Origin of the sequence: Streptomyces sp. NPDC051664, from assembly GCF_044453545.1 — a bacterium.
Taxonomy (GTDB): domain Bacteria; phylum Actinomycetota; class Actinomycetes; order Streptomycetales; family Streptomycetaceae; genus Streptomyces.
The window spans coordinates 110457-131707 of sequence record NZ_JBITCU010000001.1 but is presented as its reverse complement, the minus strand read 5'-3'; the positions used below and the strand labels follow the sequence as shown (position 1 = coordinate 131707).

The window sequence follows — 21251 nt, the reverse complement described above, 5'->3', positions numbered from 1 at the left end:
CGGTGCGCACCACTCTTGCGACGGCCGCCATCAGCGTCAAGGGTTGTGACTGAGAGCGCTCTCAAGAATGAGAATTCTTCACAACTCGTCGCGTGTGAACGGTAATTGGCGGGCGGTTGCGGGGTGGGTCCTGACTGCGTGATCAGGAAGTGAACACCGCACCCGTCTCGGCCCGTACACCGGCCACTTGGACTTACGCATCGCGGTTGTTGGACTGGCACGCACATCGGGGCCCCACGTCGTTGACGGTGTCCCGACATGGGGACTACTCAGGGCACATGTCGCGAAGATTCACTTCGGCGGGCGCTGTCGCCGCCGCCTCAGCCGCCGTCCTGGCGCTCGTGGGGACCGCACTCCCCGCCGCAGCCGCCACCCCGCCCCCCGCCGCAGCCGGCACGGCCGTCCCCGCGGACGCCGCCGTCATCGGATCCCCGCAGCTCTCGGTCGCTGTCGCCGACGACTTCCCGCGCGTCCTTTCGTACACCGACCGGGCCAGCGGCAACCAACTGCTCGGCAGTACACAGCCGGTCACCGCCGTCACCCTCAACGGTGCCGCGCACGCGGTGCAGCCGAAGGGTGCGCCCGAGGTCACCGCCACGACCGCGCGGTACACGCTCACCTTCCCCGACCTGCCCGGCGTCGAGATCGACGCCTCGCTCTCGGTCTCCGGACGCACCACCACCTTCAAGGTGACGGCCGTCCGTGACACCGAGACGTTCCGGGTCGGCACCATCGACATCCCCGGCCACGACCTGGTCTCCGTCGGCTCCGCGGACACCGGCGCCGCCACCGCGTTCACCCGCCTCGACCCGGACTCGACGAAGACCGCCGACGTCTTCGACCGGGTCACCGGGGACACCGCGGCCGACAAGGCGCCGGTCGGCGCCTCGTACGCGATCGTCAACACCGGCTCGCTCGCCGCGGCCGTCGAGTCCAACTCCTCGTACGACAAGCCGTCCGGCGCCACCGGGGGCGATGACGCCCGGTTCTGGCACCAGGCCCGCAAGGCCGACGACGGCACCGTCCGGGTCGGCGTCTGGTCCGGGCAGTGGACCTACCGCGGCGACGGCGCACCGAAGCCGGAGAGCGGCGCGAACCTGCCCTGGGCCAAGGTCGTCGTCACCCCCGACGCCAACGGCGACAAGACCGTCGACTGGCAGGACGGCGCCGTCGCGTTCCGCACCATCGGCGTCACCGCGCCCGGCAGCGACGACACCGCGAACCGGGTGATCACCCACATCCCGTTCAACTTCGCCAGCCAGGCCACCCACCCGTTCCTGCGCACCCTCGACGACGTCAAGCGGGTCTCGCTCGCCACCGACGGCCTCGGTCAGCTGGCGTTGCTCAAGGGCTACGCCTCCGAGGGCCACGACTCCGCCCACCCCGACTACGGCGGTAACTACAACAAGCGCGCCGGCGGGCTGAAGGACCTCAACACGCTGCTGAAGGACGGCAAGAAGTGGGGTGCCACCTTCGGCGTGCACGTCAACGCCACCGAGGCGTACGCGGATGCCCACGCCTTCGACGAGAAGCTCGTCGACAGGACGAAGCCCGGCTGGAACTGGCTCGGTCAGAGCTACTACATCGACCAGCGGAGCGACATCAACAGCGGCAACCTGGCCCGCCGCTTCCAGCAGCTGCGCGACGAGACCGACCCCAACCTCAGCCTGCTCTACATCGACGTCTATTACACGCACGGCTGGATCGCCGACAAGACCCTGCAGTCCGTGCAGAAGCAGGGCTGGAACGTCGCCACCGAGTGGGCCGACAAGTTCGAGCGCGGCTCGCTCTGGTCGCACTGGGCCAATGACCTCGACTACGGCGGCGCCACCAACAAGGGCCTCAACTCGCAGATCATCCGGTTCATCCGCAACAGCGAGAAGGACGTCTGGAACAACGACCCGGTCCTCGGCCAGACCGCCATCGACGAGTTCGAGGGCTGGACCGGCGAGACCGACTGGAACGCCTTCTACGACAACATCTGGCAGCGCAACCTGCCCGCCAAGTACCTCCAGCAGCAGAAGATCACCCGCTGGGACGGCAACGACATCACGTTCACCGGCAGTGTCCGGGGCACGGTCGAGGACGGCAGGCGGACCTTCTACGACCACGGCCGCAAGGTGCTCAGCGGCACCGACTACCTGCTGCCGTGGGACGGCGGCAAGAAGCTCTACCACTACAGCAAGTCCGGTGGTACGAGCAGCTGGTCGGTGCCGTCCAAGGGCACGTACACCGTCTACAAGCTCACCGACAACGGCCGGGTCAAGACCGGCACGGTCCGGCCCGTCGACGGGAAGATCACGCTGACGGCCACCGCCGGACAGCCGTACGTCCTCTACCCGGACCACGCACCCGCCGCCGCCGACCCGGAGTGGGGCGAGGGCAGCGCGGTCGACGACCCCGGCTTCAACGACAACGGGCTCGACGACTGGTCGAAGACCGGCACCGTCGCCCGTGACACCGACGACCAGGGCCGCAACAGCGCGAAGCTCTCCGGCGGCGGCACGGCCGCCGTCGCGCAGCGCATCTCCGGCCTCAAGCCCGGCGCGCGCTACACCGCCTCCGCGCTGATCGAGGTCCAGCCCGGGAAGACCCGGCACACGACGCTCTCGATCGGCGGCAGGTCCGTCGCCGTGGACCGTTCCACGGCCGAGGACTACGTCGCCGCTTCGGACTGGCACGGCACCTACTTCCAGCGGGTCAAGGTGAACTTGACGGCCCCCGCGGACGGCCGCACCACGTTCCGTATCGAAGCGGCCGACGGCAGCGCCGCGACGGTGCGGGCCGATGACGTACGGATCGTCGCCAACGCTCCGGTGACCAAGAAGAACACCGTCGTGTACGAGGACTTCGAGGACGTCGACCAGGGCTGGGGCCCCTTCCTCAAGGGCGACGCGGGCGGCTCCACCGACCCCCGGACCGTCATCTCCCAGCTGCACGCCCCGTACACCCAGGCCGGCTGGAACGGGAAGCTCGTCGACGACGTGATCGGCGGCAAGGAATCCCTCAAGGCCCATGAGGAGAACAGCGGACTCGTCTACCGGACCGCGCCCTGGACGGTGCCGATGGCCGACGGCCACCGGTACAGGATCGAGTACGACTACCAGTCCAGCCACGCCGGCGCCTACGAGTGGGTGGACGGCTACGACCGGATCACGGCCGACGGCGACCCCGACTCGGTCGAGACCCGGACCACCGCGATCGGGCAGCAGCGCACCGACGGGCACTTCGCCGAGACCGTCACAGCGGGCTGCGGCGACACCTGGACCGGGCTCCGCAAGCGCGATGACGCACCCGAGGGCGCCGACTTCGTCCTGGACGGGTTCACCGTGACCGACCTCGGTCACGCCCCCGCCGGTGAGCAGGCCGCCTGCGGCACGCTCAGCGTCGACCCCGCCGCCGAGACCTTGGAGCCGGGCACGGCCAACGTCGTCAAGGCGAGCTTCACCAACTACGAGGCGACGGCTGCGACCGGCGTGTCGGTCGGCCTCACGGTCCCCGACGGCTGGAAGGCGGAGCCTGTGGGCGCCGTCACCTTCGACTCCGTGGCGGCGGGAGCCAAGGTCACCGGAAGCTGGCAGGTCACCCCGCCGGTGGACGCCGAGTACCGGACGTACGGCCTGGGCGCCGAGGCGTCATACACGGTCGGCGGGGCGAAGCGGACCCTCGGTGCGCAGACGTCCGTACGGACCCTGCCGCCGCCGCCCACCACGGACAGCTGGGCCAGCGACCTGGACTGGACGGCGTCGAGCAACGGCTGGGGACCGGTCGAGCGCGATCTCTCCAACGGTGAGACGGGCGTCGGAGACGGCACTCCGCTGACGATCGGCGGCACCGTCTACGCCAAGGGCCTCGGCAGCCACGCCCCGGCGAACATCCGCTACTACCTGGGCGGCAGGTGCACGTCGTTCACCGCCGAGGTGGGCGTGGACGATGTGCAGAAGACAGCCGGCAGTGTGCAGTTCAGCGTCGGGGCCGACGGGACGGAGAAGGTGAAGTCGCCGGTCCTCAAGGCGGCCGACACCGCCTGGTCGCTCACGGCGGACGTCACCGGCGCGAAGTACGTCGACCTGGTCGTCGCGGACGGCGGCGACGGCAACGGCAACGACCACGCGGACTGGGGTAACGCGCGGTTCCACTGTGGAAGCTGACTGAGCCGGCAGTGAGCAGAGAAGGGGGGTGGGACCGATCCCGGTCCCACCCCCCTTCCCGTAAGGCCGGGGTATTCTCACCGGACTCCGCCGTGTCCGCCAGGGCGGTGCGGGGGAGAGGCCGATCAGTGACTGGTTCCACCCCCGTCGGGTCCTGCTCCGTCCGGATGCCCCGGACGTCGTGCCCGCAGCCGTGCGGGACGCCTTCCGCGAGGCCGTGCGGCTGACCGTCACCCACTTGGGCGAACCGGTCGTGGGCCGTCCGGAGGACTTCCGCCAGGCGCAGTACGCACGGGCGATGGACGCCCAGGGGACCCACCGGTGTGTACCTCGGACTCACCGGTATGTGCAGTACGACACAGTGAGCCTTTGTGGAGCCCACACAAACGGGGGCGGTCGCGGGCTGGTGGTTCGCCTGCATGGCGCAAGGGTTCTGTCCGGCTCCACCAGGAAACGGGTCGGGAGACTGTGCAGAGTCGACGGCACGTTTCTCTTGGTCGGCTTCGTAGGGTCGATACATGACCGTTGTGGACGAAACCCCGGGCGAGCCGACAGACACCCGTGGCCGGGTGGCCGAACTGCTGGCACTGCGTGAGCAGGCGCGGCGCGGACCGAGTGACCGGGCGACCGAGGCCCAGCACGCCAAGGGCAAGCTGACGGCCCGTGAGCGCATCGAGCTGCTCCTGGACCCGGATTCGTTCAAGGAGGTCGAGCAGCTGCGCCGGCACCGGGCAACCGGATTCGGCCTGGAGGAGAAGAAGCCGTACACCGACGGTGTCATCACCGGCTGGGGCACGGTCGAGGGCCGCACGGTCTTCGTCTACGCGCACGACTTCCGGATCTTCGGCGGCGCACTTGGTGAGGCCCACGCCACGAAGATCCACAAGATCATGGACATGGCGATCTCGGCGGGTGCCCCGCTGGTCTCGCTGAACGACGGCGCAGGGGCCCGGATCCAGGAGGGCGTCAGCGCGCTCGCCGGATACGGCGGCATCTTCCAGCGCAACACCCGGGCCTCCGGTGTCATCCCGCAGATCAGCGTGATGCTCGGCCCGTGCGCGGGCGGCGCGGCCTACAGCCCCGCCCTCACCGACTTCGTGTTCATGGTCCGCGAGACCTCCCAGATGTTCATCACGGGACCGGACGTCGTGAAGGCGGTCACCGGCGAGGAGATCTCGCAGAACGGGCTCGGCGGCGCCGATGTGCACGCCGAGACCTCGGGCGTCGCGCACTTCGCGTACGACGACGAGGAGACCTGCATCGCCGAGGTCCGGTACCTGATCGGGATGCTCCCGTCGAACAACCGGGAGAACCCGCCCACCGTGGCGAGTGACGACCCGGCCGACCGGCGCGGCGACGTCCTGCTCGACCTGGTGCCCGCCGACGGCAACCGCCCGTACGACATGCACAAGGTCATCGAGGAGCTTGTCGACGACGGCGACTACCTCGAGATCCACGAGCGCTGGGCCCGCAACATCATCTGCGCCCTGGCCCGGCTCGACGGTCAGGTCGTCGGCATCGTCGCCAACCAGCCGCAGTCCCTGGCGGGGGTCCTGGACATCGAGGCGTCCGAGAAGGCGGCCCGCTTCGTCCAGATGTGTGATGCATTCAACATTCCCATCATCACTCTATTGGACGTACCCGGCTTCCTGCCCGGCGTCGATCAGGAGCACGGTGGAATCATCCGGCACGGGGCGAAGCTGCTCTACGCGTACTGCAACGCCACGGTGCCGAGGATCTCGCTGATCCTGCGCAAGGCGTACGGCGGTGCGTACATCGTGATGGACAGCCAGTCCATCGGTGCCGACCTGACCTACGCCTGGCCCACCAACGAGATCGCCGTCATGGGCGCCGAAGGTGCCGCCAACGTCATCTTCCGTCGGCAGATCGCCGACGCCGAGGACCCGGAGGCCATGCGGATCCGCATGGTCAAGGAGTACAAGGCCGAACTGATGCATCCGTACTACGCCGCAGAGCGCGGACTGGTCGACGACGTCATCGACCCTGCCGAGACGCGCGAGGTGCTGATCGCCTCGCTCGCGATGCTCCGGTCCAAGCACGCCGATCTGCCGTCCCGCAAGCACGGCAACCCCCCGCAGTAGCCGCGGTCGGTGCACCACCCCGCACAGCCCGCCACGTACTGCCGAGAAGACGGAGAGACATCCATGAGCGCCACTCCTGCCGAGTCCGTGCTGCGCGTCGAGAAGGGTCTTGCCGACCCCGAGGAGCTGGCCGCGATAACCGCGGTCCTGCTCGCCCGCGCCGCCGCCACCCCCGCCGCCGCCCCGGCCCACCGCGGCCGTACCCACGCCGGCTGGCGCCGCCTCGAGCGCACCCCGGGCTTCCGCGCCCCGCACTCCTGGCAGGGCTGACAGCGGCCCAGCAGACGGCCCGCAGCATGCGAGAGGCCCCGCACTCCCTCGGGAGTGCGGGGCCTCTTCGTATGGCTGCCGGAGCCTACCGCAGGCGCGCCATCAGCGCGTGCTCCACGAGCGTGATGAGCGCGCTCTTGGCATCCGCGCGGTGGCGGGCGTCCGTGGTGAGGATCGGGGTGTCGGGGCCGATCTGCAGGGCCTCGCGCACCTCGTCGGGGGTGTACGGCTGGTGTCCGTCGAAGCCGTTGAGGGCGATGACGAACGGCAGTCCGCTGTTCTCGAAGTAGTCGACGGCCGGGAAGCAGTCGGCGAGACGCCGGGTGTCGACGAGGACGACGGCGCCGATCGCGCCGCGGACGAGGTCGTCCCACATGAACCAGAACCGGTCCTGACCGGGCGTACCGAAGAGGTACAGGATCAGGTCCTGGTCCAGGGTGATACGGCCGAAGTCCATGGCCACCGTCGTGGTGGTCTTGTCCCCGGTGTGCGTCAGATCGTCGATGCCCGCGGACGCGGACGTCATCACGGCTTCGGTGCGCAGCGGGTTGATCTCCGAAACGGCACCGACGAACGTGGTCTTACCCACGCCGAAGCCCCCTGCCACCACGATCTTCGCGGAGGTAGTGGAGCGGGCTGCTCCGCCGCTAGAGCTTGCGAAGTCCACTGAGCACCCTTTCGAGCAGTGTCACATCTGGCTGGCCGCCGGCGGACTCGTCGCCGCCGGGCTGATGGATAGCGACGAGTCCGGCCTCGGCCAGGTCGGCTACGAGGATCCGGGCAACGCCGAGGGGGATCGTGAGAAGCGCCGAGATCTCGGCAACCGACTTGATCTCGAAGCACAGCCGGCAGATCCGCTGGTGCTCGGGCAACTGCCCTTGCAGCCGCGACGGATCGGCCGTGGTACTGACCAACGCCTCAATGGCGAGCTGGTATCGCGGTCGGGTCCGGCCGCCGGTCATGGCGTACGGACGGACCAGCGGGTTGTGGGCGGCGGGAGCGGCGGGCTCGGCGGGACGACGCGGCTGCACCGTCTGAATACGGGGCTGCTGGGGCGATTCGATCCGATGCGGGCGCTGAGGGTGCTGCGGCGGCTGCTGCTGCCACCCACCGTCCTGCTGCCACCCACCGTCCTGCGCCTGCTGCCACCCACCGTCCTGCGTCTGCCGACGCGGGTACGGCTGCTGGGGCTCATAAGGCTGCTGCGAGCCCTGTCTGCTGGGTGTGGAGGGGAAGTTGTAACGGTTGTCCCCGTGCTCGCCCGGTACTTGCTGACCACCGTCGTACTGGTGTCCGCCTGGGGGTGTTGCCACAATTCCTCCTCCGACTGCCGGTCCCGGTCCCAGTGGGGCCGCGCCACCGCACCTTATGGTGCGGTGACGCATGACGCACTGTCTGTCTACTAGTTAAGAAGACTTCCCTGCAGTTCGGCACGGAGGTCCGGGGTGAGGACCGTGCCTGCACGATCGACCAGAAGGGCCATTTCGTATCCAACCAGACCGATATCGGCGTCGGGGTGGGCGAGAACAGCCAGCGAAGATCCGTCGGAGATGGACATGATGAAGAGGAATCCGCGCTCCATCTCCACAACTGTCTGATTCACCGCGCCGCCCTCGAAGATCCGCGAGGCGCCCGCGGTCAGCGAGGTCAGGCCGGAAGCGACGGCCGCCAGCTGGTCGGCACGGTCCCGCGGGAATCCTTCGGACATGGCCAGCAGGAGTCCGTCGGCGGAGACCACCACCGTGTGCGACACCCCGGGGGTGTTGTCCACGAAGTTGGTGATCAACCAGTTGAGATTCTGCGCCGCCTGGCTCATCGGGCTCACACTAACGCTCCTGGTTGTAGGTATTACTTGTGTCCGAACCAGCGTTACGTCCCCGCTGAATGCCCCGGCGCAGGTTGCTCAACCTGCCCCGGACGTCCTCAGGGGCGCGGGAGACCTGAGGGCCGCCCTGCTGGGTCTGCTCCGCCGTGCCCTCGACCAGATTGGCCTTGGGCACTCGCCGGGGAAGGCCGGACGGGGTGACCCCACCCGCCTTCGGCTCCCGGAGCTTGTCGGCCCGCTCCCAGCGCTCGTCGTTCGTCGAGCGCCAGTCGTCGGAGCCGTTCCCGTCCTGCGGCGCGGGCGACGGCCTCTGCGGCAATTCCTGCTGCTGCGGCTGCTGCTGCGCTGCGACGGACTGGTCGTTTCCGCGGCCCGTGGGCTGCCAGTGCTGCTGACCGCCCCGGCGCGGCAGACCGGCATCGGTCATCTCGCTGCCGACGTTCGGGGTGGGACCCGAACGGTCGAAGCCTACGCGCTCCTGCGGCTCGGCGGGAGCGCTCGGAACAGATTCCGGTTCGGCCTGCGATATGGGCTCGTACGCACCCTGATACGCGCCCTGATCTGCCCACTCTCCCTGGTGGGGCTGGGTGGCGAACTGGTCCTCGTAGCCCCGCTGAGCGCTCTCGGAAGCGGCATATGCCGCTTCCGTATAGCCGCCCTGCGACGGGTAGTCGGACTGCTCGGCGTAGCCGCTGTCGCCGCTGTACGCGTCGTAGGAACTGTCGTACGCCGCCTGCGTGTACTGCTCCTGCTGCGGGTCCTGTGCGTACGTGTCCTCGGCGTAGGAGGCGTCCTGGTACGCATTGCCCTGGAACGCGTCCTCCTGGAACTGCGGGCGTTCGCCGCCCGTCTGGGCCTCCAGCGCGGCCCGGCGCTCCTCACGCATCAGCGAGCGGCCCACCGGGTCCAGCTGCGCGGGGTCGACCGCCGGGTCCTCGTAACGCGAGTCGTCGAAGCCGAGCTCCGCCGCCGTACGCATCTGGGGCAGGTGCGGAAGAGGTTCGAAGGCCTGCTGCCGCGGGATGATCGAGGAGACCGTGAAGTCGTCCTGGGAGGCGAGCGGTTCGAGCTCACCGCCGCCGCCGTGCGTGATCGCGTCCGGCAGCATGACCAGCGAGGTGGTTCCGGCCTGCTCGCCCGAGGGGCGCAGCTGGACCCGGATGCCGTGCCGGTCGGCGAGCCGGCCGACCACGAAGAGACCCATCCGCTGGGACACCGCGGCGTCCACTGTCGGCGGGTTGGCCAGCTTGTGGTTGATGTCCGCGAAGTCCTCGGCCGTGAGGCCGATGCCCTTGTCGTGGATCTCGACCATCACGCGGCTGTCCGGCAGCCGGGTCGCGGTGACGCGGACCTTGGTCTGCGGCGAGGAGAACGTGGTGGCGTTCTCCAGCAGCTCGGCCAGCAGGTGCACGAGGTCGGTGACGGCCTGGCCGTGGATCTCGGTCTCCGGAACGCCGGAGAGCTCGATGCGCTCGTACGACTCCACCTCGGAGGAGGCGGCCCGCAGGACGTCGACCAGCGGAACCGGCTGGTTCCAGCGGCGGCCCGGCTCCTCGCCGGCGAGGACGAGGAGGTTCTCGCCGTTGCGGCGCATACGGGTGGCCAGGTGGTCCAGCCGGAACAGGCTCTCCAGCTGGTCCGGGTCGGCCTCGTTGTTCTCCAGGTCGGTGATGAGGGTCAGCTGGCCCTCGATCAGCGACTGGTTGCGGCGCGACAGGTTGGTGAAGATCGCGTTGACGTTGCCTCGGAGCATGGCCTGCTCGGCAGCCAGCCGAACCGCCTCGCGGTGCACCTGGTCGAAGGCGCGGGCGACCTCGCCGATCTCGTCCCGGGTGGTGATCGGGATGGGCTGGACGCGGGTGTCGACCCGGCCCGGCTCGGTCCGCGACAGCTGGTCGACGAGCATCGGCAGCCGCTGCTCGGCGATCGAGAAGGCGGCGGTACGCAGCTGGCGCATCGAGCGGCTCATCTGGCGGGCCACGAGGCCGGCCAGGATGAAGGCGGCCAGCAGGGCCACGATCACGATCGCGGCGTTGACGATGGCGTCGGTCTTGGCGCTGGACGAGATGTCCGCCGCCTCGGTCACCGCCTTGTCGACGAGCTCGTCCTCGACCGTGGTGTAGCCGTCGAACTTGGCGGTGGAGGCGGCCATCCAGGTCTCGGGCGTGATGCCCTTCCGGGCCAGCTTGTCGGGCTGCTGGCCCTGACCGATCTGCTGGGCCATCCCGTCGAAGACGGAGCCGTCGATGCTGGGCGGCGCGACGAACGGCAGACCTGCCGCGTCCGCCTGTGCCTTCGCGGCCTTCAGCTTCTTGGCGCCGTCGGCCGCCTTGGCGGCCATCACCTGCTTCAGGCGGGCAGCGTCGGCCTCCGTACCACCGGAGACGAACTCGCCGAGGGCGATCTGCTCCAGGTAGTTGTACGAGCCGAACGCCTTGACCTGGGCGTTGAACTTGCCGTTCTCCTGGCTCGGGCGCACCAGCAGGTGCATACCGATGGAGCGCTGAAGCGATTCTGCGGCCTTGGCCAGCTCGATCGCGTAGACCGTACGGCCGTAGCTCGTGATGTTGCCGGTGCCGAGGCCGAGCTCGTTGCAGAACTCCATCAGGGAGTGCTGGACCTTGACGTAGCCCTCTTCCGTCTTCACCGGGTCCATGGCCTCGGCGTAGGCGGCCTTGCGCAGGTCGGGGAGTTTGGGCTCCTCCTGCTTGAACAGCTGAAGACGGCGCTCCAGGCCGTGCTTCTTCGGCATGCCCTGTACGGCCTCGTCGAACTTGGCGGCGGCCGCGTCCGTGGCGGCGTACACCTGGCCGACGACGGCTGCGTCGCGCTGGTTCGACAGCAGGGACCGGGCGGAGAGGTCACGCTCGTTGAGCAGCGCCTGTCCGTACACCGAGGCCGCGCGCACGATCAGCGCGGTCTTCTCGGCGTCCTGGGCCTCTCTCCAGGTGTCGATCGACCCCTTCACCTGGAAGCCGCCCATGACCAGGCCGACCAGTACAGGGATCAGAAGGATCGCGTTCAGCCGGGTGGGCACCCGCCAGTTGCGCGGGGACAGCCGACTTGTGCTGCCGCCGGCCGGTGCCTCTTCGGACACTTCGGCGGGTGGCGCCGCGGTGCGCGGCGGCGGGGTGAAGTTGCCCCGCTCCCGCTGCGCCGCGGAGCCCTCGTTGCTACGCCTCACTCGACCAACAACCTCTCGGCGTCGGCACCTACGCTGTGCCGTTTTTCTCGTTCAGGGCCGTACTACTCGGGAGTTTCGTCGAATTGCAGCACGGGGACAGGCCGCGTTCCAAACAGTCGGAATCAGCCATTCCGAGTGGTCCAGGCCTCAGATAAAACGGGCATAAAGAGCGAGCCCCGTCAAAAGGCGGGGCTCATGTGAGCACAGTGACACCAGGCGAATGCATCGGGTGTTGGAGCCGGAGCAATTCTCTTTCGAAACGTTATGAACGCGGGGGTGGATCGTGTCAAAGGACACAGTCCACCCCCGTGCGACTACAGCAACTTCCGTATCCCTATACCGACTTGCGGCGAGCCTTCGGCTACTTGAGCCGAGCCATCAGCGCATGCTCGACGAGCGTGATCAGGCCGCTCTTCGCATCGCCGCGGTGGCGGGCGTCCGTCGTGATGATCGGGGTGTCGGGGCCGATCTGCAGGGCCTCGCGCACCTCGTCGGGGGTGTACGGCTGGTGTCCGTCGAAGCCGTTGAGGGCGATGACGAACGGCAGTCCGCTGTTCTCGAAGTAGTCGACGGCCGGGAAGCAGTCGGCGAGACGCCGGGTGTCGACGAGGACGACGGCGCCGATCGCGCCGCGGACGAGGTCGTCCCACATGAACCAGAACCGGTCCTGACCGGGCGTACCGAAGAGGTACAGGATCAGGTCCTGGTCCAGGGTGATACGGCCGAAGTCCATGGCCACCGTCGTGGTGGTCTTGCCGCCGGTGTGCGTCAGATCGTCGATGCCCGCGGACGCGGACGTCATCACGGCTTCCGTACGCAGCGGGTTGATCTCCGAAACGGCACCGACGAACGTGGTCTTACCCACGCCGAAACCACCCGCCACCACGATCTTCGCCGAGGTGGTGGCCCGGGCCGCACCGCCGCTAGAGCTTGCGAAGTCCACTGAGCACCCTTTCGAGCAGTGTCACATCCGGCGCGCCGCCGGCCTCTCCGTTGCCCGGCTGGTGGATGGCCACCATGCCGGCTTCCGCCAGATCCGCGACAAGGATCCGGGCCACACCGAGCGGCATCGACAGCAGTGCCGACACCTCGGCCACCGACTTGACCTCACGGCAGAGGTGGCAGATCCGCTGGTGCTCCGGGAGCAGCGTCCCCAGGTGCGCCGGGTCGGCCGTGGTCGACACCAGCGCCTCTATGGCGAGCTGGTAGCGCGGCCGGGTCCGGCCGCCGGTCATGGCATACGGACGGACCAGCGGCTGGTCGCCTTCACCTTCGTACGACGCGTGGTGCAGTGCGCCGTACGGATCGGGTGAGGCGGGTGGCGGGGTCATGAATCCTCCGGGCGTGACAGCTTGGTGTCGGCTTGCCGTCTGAAGGGGCCGGTGGGGGGCTGAAGCGGCCGGACGGTCGATGGTGGGAGTGCGGTACCTGGGGGGATCGCGTCGGTCACCGGTTCATGGCCGCCTCAGTGGAGCAGGCTGCCCTGGAGCTCGGCGCGGAGATCGGGGGTCAGGACTGTTCCCGCGCGGTCGACGAGCAGGGCCATCTCGTACCCGACCAGACCGATGTCGGCGTCCGGGTGGGCGAGCACGGCCAGCGAGGAGCCGTCCGAGACGGACATCAGGAAGAGGAACCCGCGCTCCATCTCCACCACGGTCTGGCTGACGGCGCCGCCCTCGAAGATCCGGGAGGCGCCCGCGGTCAGCGAGGTCAGCCCGGAAGCGACGGCCGCCAGCTGGTCGGCACGGTCCCGCGGGAATCCTTCGGACATGGCCAGCAGGAGTCCGTCGGCGGACACCACCACCGTGTGCGACACCCCGGGGGTGTTGTCCACGAAGTTGGTGATCAACCAGTTCAGATTCTGTGCGGCCTGACTCATCGGGCTCAACTAACGCTCCTGCTGGTGAGTGGGGCCGAGTGGGAAACTGCCGGTCGACGAGCCGTTGTTGGCCTGCCGACCTTGCTGGATACCCCGGCGGAGATTGGTCAGTCGCCCGCGCACATCATCGGGCGCACGCGAAACCTGAGGTCCCGACTGGTGGCTCTGCTGCTGGGCGGTGCCCGGCACCAGATTGGCACGCGGCACCCGGCGTGGCAGACCGGAAGTGGTAATTCCGCCTGCTGCGGGCTTCTTGGCCCGCTCCGCCTGCCGGACGAGTTCGTCGTTCGGCGAGGTACGCCAGGTACTGGTGGTGGCGCCCGTGTCACCCGCACCGCGACGCGGCATCGGGGCAGCGGGACGGTCCTGGGGGGCCTGCTGCGGGGCGGACGGTGCCTGCGGCCCGGCGGGCTGCTGCTGACCGCCCTGCTGCGGGCCGTGGAACCAGTTCGTCTCCAGGGTGTCGTACAGCGGCGTACGACCGTCCCCGGGGCCCGCCGGAGGCAGCGCCTCGGGCTGCGGCTGCGGCGGCAGGACCGGACGGTACTGCCCCTCAGCCGCGGGAGCGGCAGCCGGACGCGGAGCACGGAAGTCCTCGTTGTCCCGGCCGTGCGGACGCGGAGCCGGCAGCCCCTGGTCCTGCGACGGCTGCGGACGGCCGAAGTCCGGACGGGCGAACTGCGCGGTGCCCGCCGGGTCCTGGTGCTGCGGGAGGTGGCCCTGCGGGGCCGGGGCCGAGAAGTCCGGACGGGCGAACTCGGCGGTGGAGCCGGGACCCTGCCGGTCGTCCAGCGGGGGACGCTGGCCCATGGCCGGGTTCATCGGCCGCTGGAACTGGCCGGTGGACTCGGGCTCCTCGTGACCGCGCGGGGCGTCGAGCGGGTTGCGCCGCGGCACCGACGGGTTCTCGGTGCCCCAGCTGGTGGTCTGCGGGCGCTGCGGCTGCGGGTTGCCACCGGGCAGTTCGGCACGGGGACCACCGACGGGCGGCAGCTGACGGCCGGGGTTGCCCGGGCCGCCGGACTGCTGGAAGCCGCCCTGGTTGTCGGGGGTGTTGTGCCGGGCCTGCTGTGGCTGCGGCGCCTGCCGTCCGGACGGACCGCTCTGGTGGCCAGGCTGGTCGTACTGCCCCGGCCGGCTCTGACCGAACAGGTTGGACTGGCCCTGGTCCGTACGGCCGGGATCGCCCTGACCGCCCGGTGCACCGAGCCGGGCGCCGCCGCCGAAGGCGCCGGAGAGCCCGCCGCTCTGACGCGGCGGCTCCTGCCGCGCGAAGTCCTGCGGGCCGGTGCCCGAGAGCCCGGCACTCTGGAACCCGGCGTTCTGCTGACGCTGCTGGTTCGGCTGACCCTGCTGATTCGGCTGGCCCTGCGGGTTCTGCGGCTGGCGAGGACCGCCGCCGTCACGCGCCGGCAGTGCGGCCCGCGGACCGGAGCCCGCACCGACCTGTCCGCGCTGCGCACCGGCAGCCGCGCCGAGCCCCGGCCGGTTGCCGGTGCCGGCAACGGCGCCGTTGCCGGCGGCGCGCTGCTGGCCCGCGGCCGGCTTCGGTGCCGGCTGCTTGCCGCCGTGCGCGACATCGACAGGGAGCATGACCAGCGCGGTCGTGCCACCGGAGTCGGACGGCCGCAGCTGGATCCGGATGCCGTGACGCAGGGACAGCCGGCCGACCACGAACAGACCCATGCGGCGCGAGACCGAGACATCCACGGTGGGCGGCGAAGCGAGCCGCTCGTTGATCGCCGCGAGGTCCTCGGGGGAGAGGCCGATACCGGTGTCGTGGATCTCCACGAGCACCCGCCCGTCGGGCAGCGCGTGACCGGTGACCCGGACCTTCGTCTGCGGAGAGGAGAACGACGTGGCGTTCTCCAGCAGCTCGGCGAGCAGGTGCACGAGGTCGTTGACCACACGGCCGGCGACCTCGGTGGCGGGCACCGCGGCCAGTTCGATGCGCTCGTACTGCTCCACCTCGGAGGCGGCGGCACGGAGAACGTCGACCAGCGGGACGGGGCGGGTCCACCGGCGGCCCGGCTCCTCGCCCGCGAGGACGAGGAGGTTTTCGCCGTTACGGCGCATACGGGTCGCGAGGTGGTCGAGCTTGAAGAGGGACGACAGCTGGTCCGGGTCGGCCTCGCGGGACTCCAGTTCGGAGATGAGCGAGAGCTGACGCTGGATGAGACCCTGCGAACGCCGCGAGAGGTTGGTGAACATCGCGTTGACGTTGCCTCGCAGCAGCGCCTGCTCGGCGGCGAGGCGGACGGCCTCACGGTGCACGTCGTCGAAGGCCGCGGCCACCTTGCCGATCTCGTCGCGGGAGTGCACACCGACCGACTCGACCGAGGTGTCGACGTCCTGCGGGTCCGCCTCGGAGAGCTGCTTGACGAGCTCCGGCAGACGGTCCTGGGCGACCCGGGTGGCGGTGTCCTGCAGCCGCCGCAGCGAGCGGATCATGGACCGGGCGACGACGAAGGCGCCGACCAGCGAGACACCGAGCACCAGCAGGATGAGCGCACCGCTGATGATGGCCTCGCGCTGCGACTGGTCGCGAAGCTCGCGGGCCTTGCCCTCCATGTCGCTGAGGAGGGTCTCCTCGATGGTCTTCATCGCCTGGATCTTGGTGGAGCTCTGTTCGTACCAGTCCAGGTACGAACGCTGCGCCGTGCCCGCCATGCCGGTGGGGCTGTCGAGCACCTTCTGCGCATAGGTGTCGGCGGCCTTGATCTCCGGGTTGTTGCCGTTCTCCAGCGTCGCTGTCAGCTCCTCGGCGTTCTGTCCCGAGGCCGAGTAGGTCACGTTGAACGACTTCAGCGCCAGCGTCTCCTTGTGGAGGGCGGCGCGGCCGAACTGCCGGTCGTTCTGGTCGAGGTGGGAACCCTTTTGGCCACCGCCGCCCGGCAGCGCAGCGGCGATGATCGCCCGCTGGACCGACGCGTACTCCTTGGCGGAGGAGAACGCCGCCAGGGCGCGGGTCCGCTTGATCATCTCGGGGTTGCTGGTCGCCTGCGCCATGTCCTGCGAGAGGCTCAGCAGCGAGGTGATCAACTGGCTGTACGCGTCGACGGTCTGAAGGCTCGGGCTGCCCGGCGTGTACGCGTCCTTGCGGATGTCGCGGATCTGGCTGAGCTGGCTGGCGATCTGCGAAACGCTCGAGTAGATGCCTTCGAGGGCCTCGTCGCCGTCGGTGTTGCCGATCGCGTTCGTCGCGTCGAAGAACGCGGACTTCGCCCGGTCGGTCCGCTTGCGCGGCTCGGCGACCTTGTAGTCGTCGGCCTTGACCCCGTTGGACAGCGGACCGGCCGACCGGTCGCGCTCCTCCTGGAGCGCCTGGGCGAGCGTGGTCGCCTGCTTGGTCATCTGGGTGAGCAGCTGCATGTGGTCCAGCTGCTGTATGTCGTTCATGGAGTCGTTGATGCGCAGACCACCCAGGGTGGTCGCAGCGACTACAGGAAGGGCGAGCAGTGAGATCAGGCGCGTACTGATGCGCCAGTTCCGAAGAGCTAGTCGCGAGCCCGTGCTGACGGCGCCCCGGGGCATGAGCGGGGTGACCGGATCGGCGCTGCTGCTCGCCGGGCCGGCCGAGCGCGGGGCGCGCTCGCTGCTGTCGCCGGCCGCGGCCGGTCCGGGGTTCTGGGCGTGCTGGGGCGAGGAACCGCGGTCGGTCCCGCCGTGCGGCTCCTGTTCCGCCGCAGCGCTGCCATCCCTCTTGAAACGTCCCTGCACTAGCGTCGCAACCTCTGGACCAGGCGTCCCCCCGCGTAGACGGGCGGGACGGTGTCGGCGTCGTGGGGCGTTTTTCCCGCCCCATGGTGGTCGTGAGTGACCGGCGCTCTTCCCCTTCCCGCCGCCACTCGGCGCTGCGTTGCGCCCCTGCGCGCCGGCCTGAAACCCGCGGCGGTGCGTGGAATTCCAGCACAGTGCCGGATCTCCAACAAGGCCCCCGCGTCACGCTGTGACCGGAGTGACACGTTGTGATGGCCAGGTAACAAGTCGTGGAGAGTGTTTAGGGGCAAACTGGTTCATCATGGGCGGATGTGGTGGGGGTGAGGGGTGTCCCAGTCGACATGATCAGCAGCGGAATGGTTCATTCAGTGACGCAATGTCCGTTTCTTCGATCAAGATCGGGCGCCCGGAATGAGGTAATTGTCGACTGCTTCGTGAGCAAACTCACATGATGATCGTCGTCTCTTCCGGGGATCCGGAGGGAATTGGATGTTTAGCCTGACGCTTTACAGGGATGGCAAATCCGACAACCCGCGCCCCTCCGGGAGGCGCCCGTACCGACAGGGTCTCAACGGCAGATGAAGACGACGATGATGTTCCGCAACATTGCCAACCCCCGGCGCACCACGCTGGCGCACCTCAAGGACGCCGAAGTGCTGCAGACGCCGGAACAGCCGGAGCACGCCGTCGACCTGCCGACGCAGACGGCCAACCCGCGTCGCACCATCCTGATGGAAGCCCCGGCGATGGCCGCCACCGCCGAGTAATGCGCGCGATTGTCCCCCTCACCCGCGTTAGCCTGGGGCGTCAGTCTTCAGCCAGCCAGCAAGTGAGGGGCGACAGCATCCCGTGCGCATCGCCAGGTTCTCCATCGACGGCAATGTCGCCTTCGGCGCGGTTGAGGGCGACGGCACCGTCGACTCCGGTGACCTCGTCCTCGACATCATCAAGGGCATCCCGTACGCCGACTTCGAGCTCTCCGGTACCAAGGTCCCGCTGAGCAAGGTCCGGCTGCTGCCGCCCGTGCTCCCCAACAAGGTCGTGGCCATCGGCCGCAACTACGCGGAGCACGCCGCAGAACTCGGCAACGAGGTCCCGGACGTACCGGTCGCCTTCTTCAAGCCCACCACGTCGGTGATCGGCTCCGGGGACGCCATCGAGTACCCCTCCTTCTCCAACGAAGTGCACTACGAGGCCGAGCTGGCCGTGGTCATCGGCCGGATGTGCCGCGAAGTGCCGCGTGAGCGCGTCAAGGACGTCATCTTCGGCTACACCTGCGCCAACGACGTCACCGCCCGCGATGCCCAGAAGCGCGAGAAGCAGTGGGCCCGGGCCAAGGGCTTCGACACGTCCTGCCCGCTCGGCCCCTGGGTGGAGACCGACCTCGACCCCAGCGACCTCGCCATTCAGGCCACGGTCAACGGCGAGCAACGTCAACTGGGACGTACGAGCGAAATGATCCGCTCCATCGAGGATCTGGTCGTCCACATCACGGAGGCCATGACGCTGCTCCCGGGCGATGTGATCCTCACCGGCACTCCGGCAGGGGTCGGACCCCTGCACGTCGGCGACGAGGTCGCCGTCTCCATCGAAGGCATCGGCACTCTCACCAACAAGGTGATCAAGCGTGGCTAACACGAACTCCCCCAAGCTCTCGGCTTCGCTCGAGCAGGGGGTACCCCCCCGCGTACGGTTCTGTCCCTCCCCGACCGGCAACCCCCACGTGGGTCTGGTCCGCACCGCCCTCTTCAACTGGGCCTTCGCCCGGCACCACGGCGGCACCCTGGTCTTCCGGATCGAGGACACCGACGCGGCCCGCGACTCCGAGGAGTCGTACGACCAGCTGCTCGACTCGATGCGCTGGCTCGGTTTCGACTGGGACGAGGGCCCCGAGGTCGGCGGCCCGCACGCCCCGTACCGGCAGTCGCAGCGCATGGACATCTACAAGGACGTCGCCGAGAAGCTTCTCGCCGGCGGGTACGCGTACCACTGCTACTGCACCACCGAGGAGCTCGACGCACGCCGCGACGCCGCGCGCGCCGCCGGCAAGCCGTCCGGCTACGACGGCCACTGCCGCGACCTGACCGCCGAGCAGACCGCCGCGTACGAGGCCGAGGGCCGGACGTCCATCGTCCGCTTCCGGATGCCCGACGAGGCGCTCACCTTTACGGACCTGGTCCGCGGCGAGTTGACCTTCCAGCCGGAGAACGTGCCGGACTACGGCATCGTCCGGGCCAACGGCGCCCCGCTCTACACGCTCGTCAACCCGGTCGACGATGCGCTGATGGAGATCACCCACGTACTGCGCGGCGAGGACCTGCTCTCCTCCACCCCGCGCCAGATCGCCCTCTACAAGGCGCTGATCGAGCTGGGCATCGCCAAGGAGACCCCTGTCTTCGGGCACCTGCCGTACGTCATGGGCGAGGGCAACAAGAAGCTCTCCAAGCGTGACCCGCAGGCCTCGCTCAACCTCTACCGCGAGCGCGGCTTCCTCTCCCAGGGACTGCTCAACTACCTCTCCCTGCTGGGCTGGTCGATCGCCGAGGACCGCGACATCTTCTCCATCGAGGAGATGGTGGCGGCGTTCGACATCAAGGACGTCAACGCCAACCCGGCGCGCTTCGACCTGAAGAAGTGCGAGCACATCAACGCCGAGCACATCCGCATGCTCGACGTGAAGACCTTCACCGAGTCGTGCGGTCCCTGGCTGAAGGCCCCGTTCGCCCCGTGGGCCCCGGAGGCCTTCGACGCCGCCCGGTTCGAGGCCATCGCCCCCTACGCCCAGACCCGTGTCACCGTCCTTTCGGACATCACGGCCAACGTCGACTTCCTCTTCCTCGACGAGCCGGTCGAGGACGAGGCGTCCTGGGCCAAGGCGATGAAGGAGGGTTCCGACGCCCTGCTCGTCACCGCCCGCGCGAAGCTGGTCGACGCCGCGTGGAACGCCGAGGCCCTGAAGAACGCCGTCCTCGCCGCCGGTGAGGAGCACGGCCTGAAGCTCGGCAAGGCCCAGGCGCCGGTACGCGTCGCCGTCACCGGCCGCACGATCGGTCTGCCGCTCTTCGAGTCCCTTGAGATCCTGGGGCGCGAGAAGACGCTCGCCCGGATCGACGCGGCACTGGCGAAGCTGGCCGCGTAAGCGTCTCGCGTACGCCCGAAGGGGGCGGTCACCGGTTCATCCGGAGGCCGCCCCCTTCCGCGTGGCCGAGCTCCGGCTGAGCGGTAGCGTGGTCCCATGCCGATCCGAGCCGTGATCTGGGACATCGACGACACGATCTTCGACTACACGGGCGCCGACCGTGTCGGTATGCGCGAACATCTGGCGAGCGAGGGCCTGCCTGCCGGATACACGTCGGTCGAGCAGGCCCTCGACGCATGGCGGGCCATCACCGACGTGCAGTGGGCGCGTTTCGCGGCCGGGGAGACCGACTTCCGGGGGCAGCGCCGGGACCGGGTCCGTGCGTTCCTCGGGCGCTCGCTGACGGACGCGGAGGCCGACGACTGGTTCGGCCGGCACGTCGTCCACTACGAGGCCGCCTGGGCGCTCTTCCCGGACGCGGTGCCGGCTCTGGACCTGCTGGCCGACCGCTACCGGCATGCTGTCCTGTCGAATTCCAGCATCATCAACCAGGACCGCAAACTGCGCACCCTCGGCGTGCGGGACCGCTTCGAGGCCGTGGTGTGCGCGGTGGAGCTCGGCATCTCCAAGCCCGAGGCCGGGGCGTTCCACGCCGCCTGCGACACGCTCGGGCTGGCGCCGCAGGACGTGGTGTACGTCGGCGACCACCCGGACATCGACGCCGGTGGGGCCGTGGCGGCCGGGCTGAAAGGGGTCTGGCTGGACAGGGACGGGCGTGGCGGACGGCCCGAGCTGGTCCGGATCACCGGCCTTGAGCAGCTCCCCGGGCTCTTGGCGGGCAATACCCGTTTTGGAGCGCCGGACACCTTCAGGTAATGTTCTTCCTGCGCCGCCCGAGCGGGCCGAAAGATCCGGCCGGGAGGCGCAAGCCAAACAAAATCCCCTCTGGGGGTTGAGTTTTGGTGGGCTATGGTGTAATTGGCAACACTACGGTTTCTGGTACCGTCATTCTAGGTTCGAGTCCTGGTAGCCCAGCGCAGA

General features: G+C 69.1%; 15 protein-coding genes and 1 tRNA gene. 8 read left to right on the top strand and 8 right to left on the bottom strand.

The features are described from left to right. Positions 1 to 278: 278 nt before the first annotated feature. The 3 genes from ACIA8E_RS00650 to ACIA8E_RS00640 all read left to right on the top strand — a co-directional run bounded on the left by ACIA8E_RS00650 (position 279) and on the right by ACIA8E_RS00640 (position 6523). Entirely contained in the window at positions 279 to 4151 is a 3873-nt protein-coding gene (locus tag ACIA8E_RS00650; RefSeq protein WP_399292803.1) for an endo-alpha-N-acetylgalactosaminidase family protein, read from the top strand. Positions 4152 to 4669: 518 nt separating this feature from the next. Further along, the gene (locus ACIA8E_RS00645) at positions 4670 to 6253 is read left to right on the top strand and encodes an acyl-CoA carboxylase subunit beta (RefSeq protein ID WP_030928728.1); all 1584 of its coding nucleotides are present in this window, start codon (positions 4670 to 4672) and stop codon (positions 6251 to 6253) included. Positions 6254 to 6316: 63 nt separating this feature from the next. Next, a complete protein-coding gene (locus tag ACIA8E_RS00640) occupies positions 6317 to 6523 on the top strand; it encodes an acyl-CoA carboxylase subunit epsilon (protein ID WP_399292801.1) in 207 nt (68 codons plus the stop codon). A gap of 85 nt (positions 6524 to 6608) precedes the next feature. On the opposite strand, the gene ACIA8E_RS00635 is transcribed toward ACIA8E_RS00640, so the two are convergent. The 8 genes from ACIA8E_RS00635 to ACIA8E_RS00600 form a co-directional block, all read right to left on the bottom strand. Continuing rightward, a complete protein-coding gene (locus ACIA8E_RS00635; RefSeq protein WP_014048542.1) occupies positions 6609 to 7190 on the bottom strand; it encodes an ATP/GTP-binding protein in 582 nt (193 codons plus the stop codon). Beyond that, positions 7171 to 7836 (bottom strand): DUF742 domain-containing protein, encoded by a 666-nt coding sequence (locus ACIA8E_RS00630; RefSeq protein WP_399292799.1) that lies wholly within the window; start codon positions 7834 to 7836, stop codon positions 7171 to 7173. Before ACIA8E_RS00630 ends, ACIA8E_RS00635 begins: the two co-directional genes overlap by 20 nt. 89 nt (positions 7837 to 7925) lie before the next feature. Next, a complete protein-coding gene (locus tag ACIA8E_RS00625; protein ID WP_030980891.1) occupies positions 7926 to 8339 on the bottom strand; it encodes a roadblock/LC7 domain-containing protein in 414 nt (137 codons plus the stop codon). A 10-nt stretch (positions 8340 to 8349) separates the two neighbouring features. Beyond that, on the bottom strand, positions 8350 to 11532 hold the full coding sequence (locus tag ACIA8E_RS00620) for a nitrate- and nitrite sensing domain-containing protein (protein WP_399292797.1): 3183 nt from the start codon (positions 11530 to 11532) through the stop codon (positions 8350 to 8352). Between the two features lie 361 nt (positions 11533 to 11893). Next, the gene (locus ACIA8E_RS00615; protein WP_073738725.1) at positions 11894 to 12475 is read right to left on the bottom strand and encodes an ATP/GTP-binding protein; all 582 of its coding nucleotides are present in this window, start codon (positions 12473 to 12475) and stop codon (positions 11894 to 11896) included. Next, on the bottom strand, positions 12456 to 12863 hold the full coding sequence (locus tag ACIA8E_RS00610; protein WP_030978706.1) for a DUF742 domain-containing protein: 408 nt from the start codon (positions 12861 to 12863) through the stop codon (positions 12456 to 12458). Before ACIA8E_RS00610 ends, ACIA8E_RS00615 begins: the two co-directional genes overlap by 20 nt. A 134-nt stretch (positions 12864 to 12997) precedes the next feature. After that, positions 12998 to 13411, bottom strand: coding sequence for a roadblock/LC7 domain-containing protein (locus tag ACIA8E_RS00605; RefSeq protein ID WP_024495006.1), 414 nt, complete (start codon positions 13409 to 13411; stop codon positions 12998 to 13000). Positions 13412 to 13420: 9 nt separating this feature from the next. Continuing rightward, positions 13421 to 17131, bottom strand: a complete 3711-nt coding sequence (locus ACIA8E_RS00600) for a nitrate- and nitrite sensing domain-containing protein (RefSeq protein WP_399292795.1) — start codon at positions 17129 to 17131, stop codon at positions 13421 to 13423. Positions 17132 to 17709: 578 nt separating this feature from the next. Between ACIA8E_RS00600 and ACIA8E_RS00595 the strand changes: the two genes are divergently transcribed. From ACIA8E_RS00595 to ACIA8E_RS00575, 5 genes are all read left to right on the top strand, one after another. Then, positions 17710 to 17898: a hypothetical protein gene (locus tag ACIA8E_RS00595; RefSeq protein WP_030978711.1), complete on the top strand. Its 189-nt coding sequence runs from the start codon at positions 17710 to 17712 to the stop codon at positions 17896 to 17898. Positions 17899 to 17980: 82 nt separating this feature from the next. Further along, on the top strand, positions 17981 to 18766 hold the full coding sequence (locus ACIA8E_RS00590; RefSeq protein ID WP_030978713.1) for a fumarylacetoacetate hydrolase family protein: 786 nt from the start codon (positions 17981 to 17983) through the stop codon (positions 18764 to 18766). Then, positions 18759 to 20270, top strand: a complete 1512-nt coding sequence (gene gltX, locus ACIA8E_RS00585) for a glutamate--tRNA ligase (protein ID WP_399292792.1) — start codon at positions 18759 to 18761, stop codon at positions 20268 to 20270. Before ACIA8E_RS00590 ends, gltX begins: the two co-directional genes overlap by 8 nt. Before the next feature lie 96 nt (positions 20271 to 20366). Beyond that, positions 20367 to 21086: an HAD family hydrolase gene (locus ACIA8E_RS00580; protein WP_399292790.1), complete on the top strand. Its 720-nt coding sequence runs from the start codon at positions 20367 to 20369 to the stop codon at positions 21084 to 21086. A gap of 87 nt (positions 21087 to 21173) precedes the next feature. Next, positions 21174 to 21245, top strand: a tRNA-Gln gene (locus tag ACIA8E_RS00575). Positions 21246 to 21251: the final 6 nt, after the last annotated feature.

Coding starts and splice junctions, on each gene's coding strand:
- ACIA8E_RS00650 (WP_399292803.1), top strand. CDS start 279: ATGTCGCGAAGATTCACTTCGGCGGGCGCTGTCGCCGCCGCCTCAGCC.
- ACIA8E_RS00645 (WP_030928728.1), top strand. CDS start 4,670: ATGACCGTTGTGGACGAAACCCCGGGCGAGCCGACAGACACCCGTGGC.
- ACIA8E_RS00640 (WP_399292801.1), top strand. CDS start 6,317: ATGAGCGCCACTCCTGCCGAGTCCGTGCTGCGCGTCGAGAAGGGTCTT.
- ACIA8E_RS00625 (WP_030980891.1), bottom strand. CDS start 8,339: ATGAGCCAGGCGGCGCAGAATCTCAACTGGTTGATCACCAACTTCGTG.
- ACIA8E_RS00610 (WP_030978706.1), bottom strand. CDS start 12,863: ATGACCCCGCCACCCGCCTCACCCGATCCGTACGGCGCACTGCACCAC.
- ACIA8E_RS00605 (WP_024495006.1), bottom strand. CDS start 13,411: ATGAGTCAGGCCGCACAGAATCTGAACTGGTTGATCACCAACTTCGTG.
- ACIA8E_RS00595 (WP_030978711.1), top strand. CDS start 17,710: ATGAAGACGACGATGATGTTCCGCAACATTGCCAACCCCCGGCGCACC.
- ACIA8E_RS00580 (WP_399292790.1), top strand. CDS start 20,367: ATGCCGATCCGAGCCGTGATCTGGGACATCGACGACACGATCTTCGAC.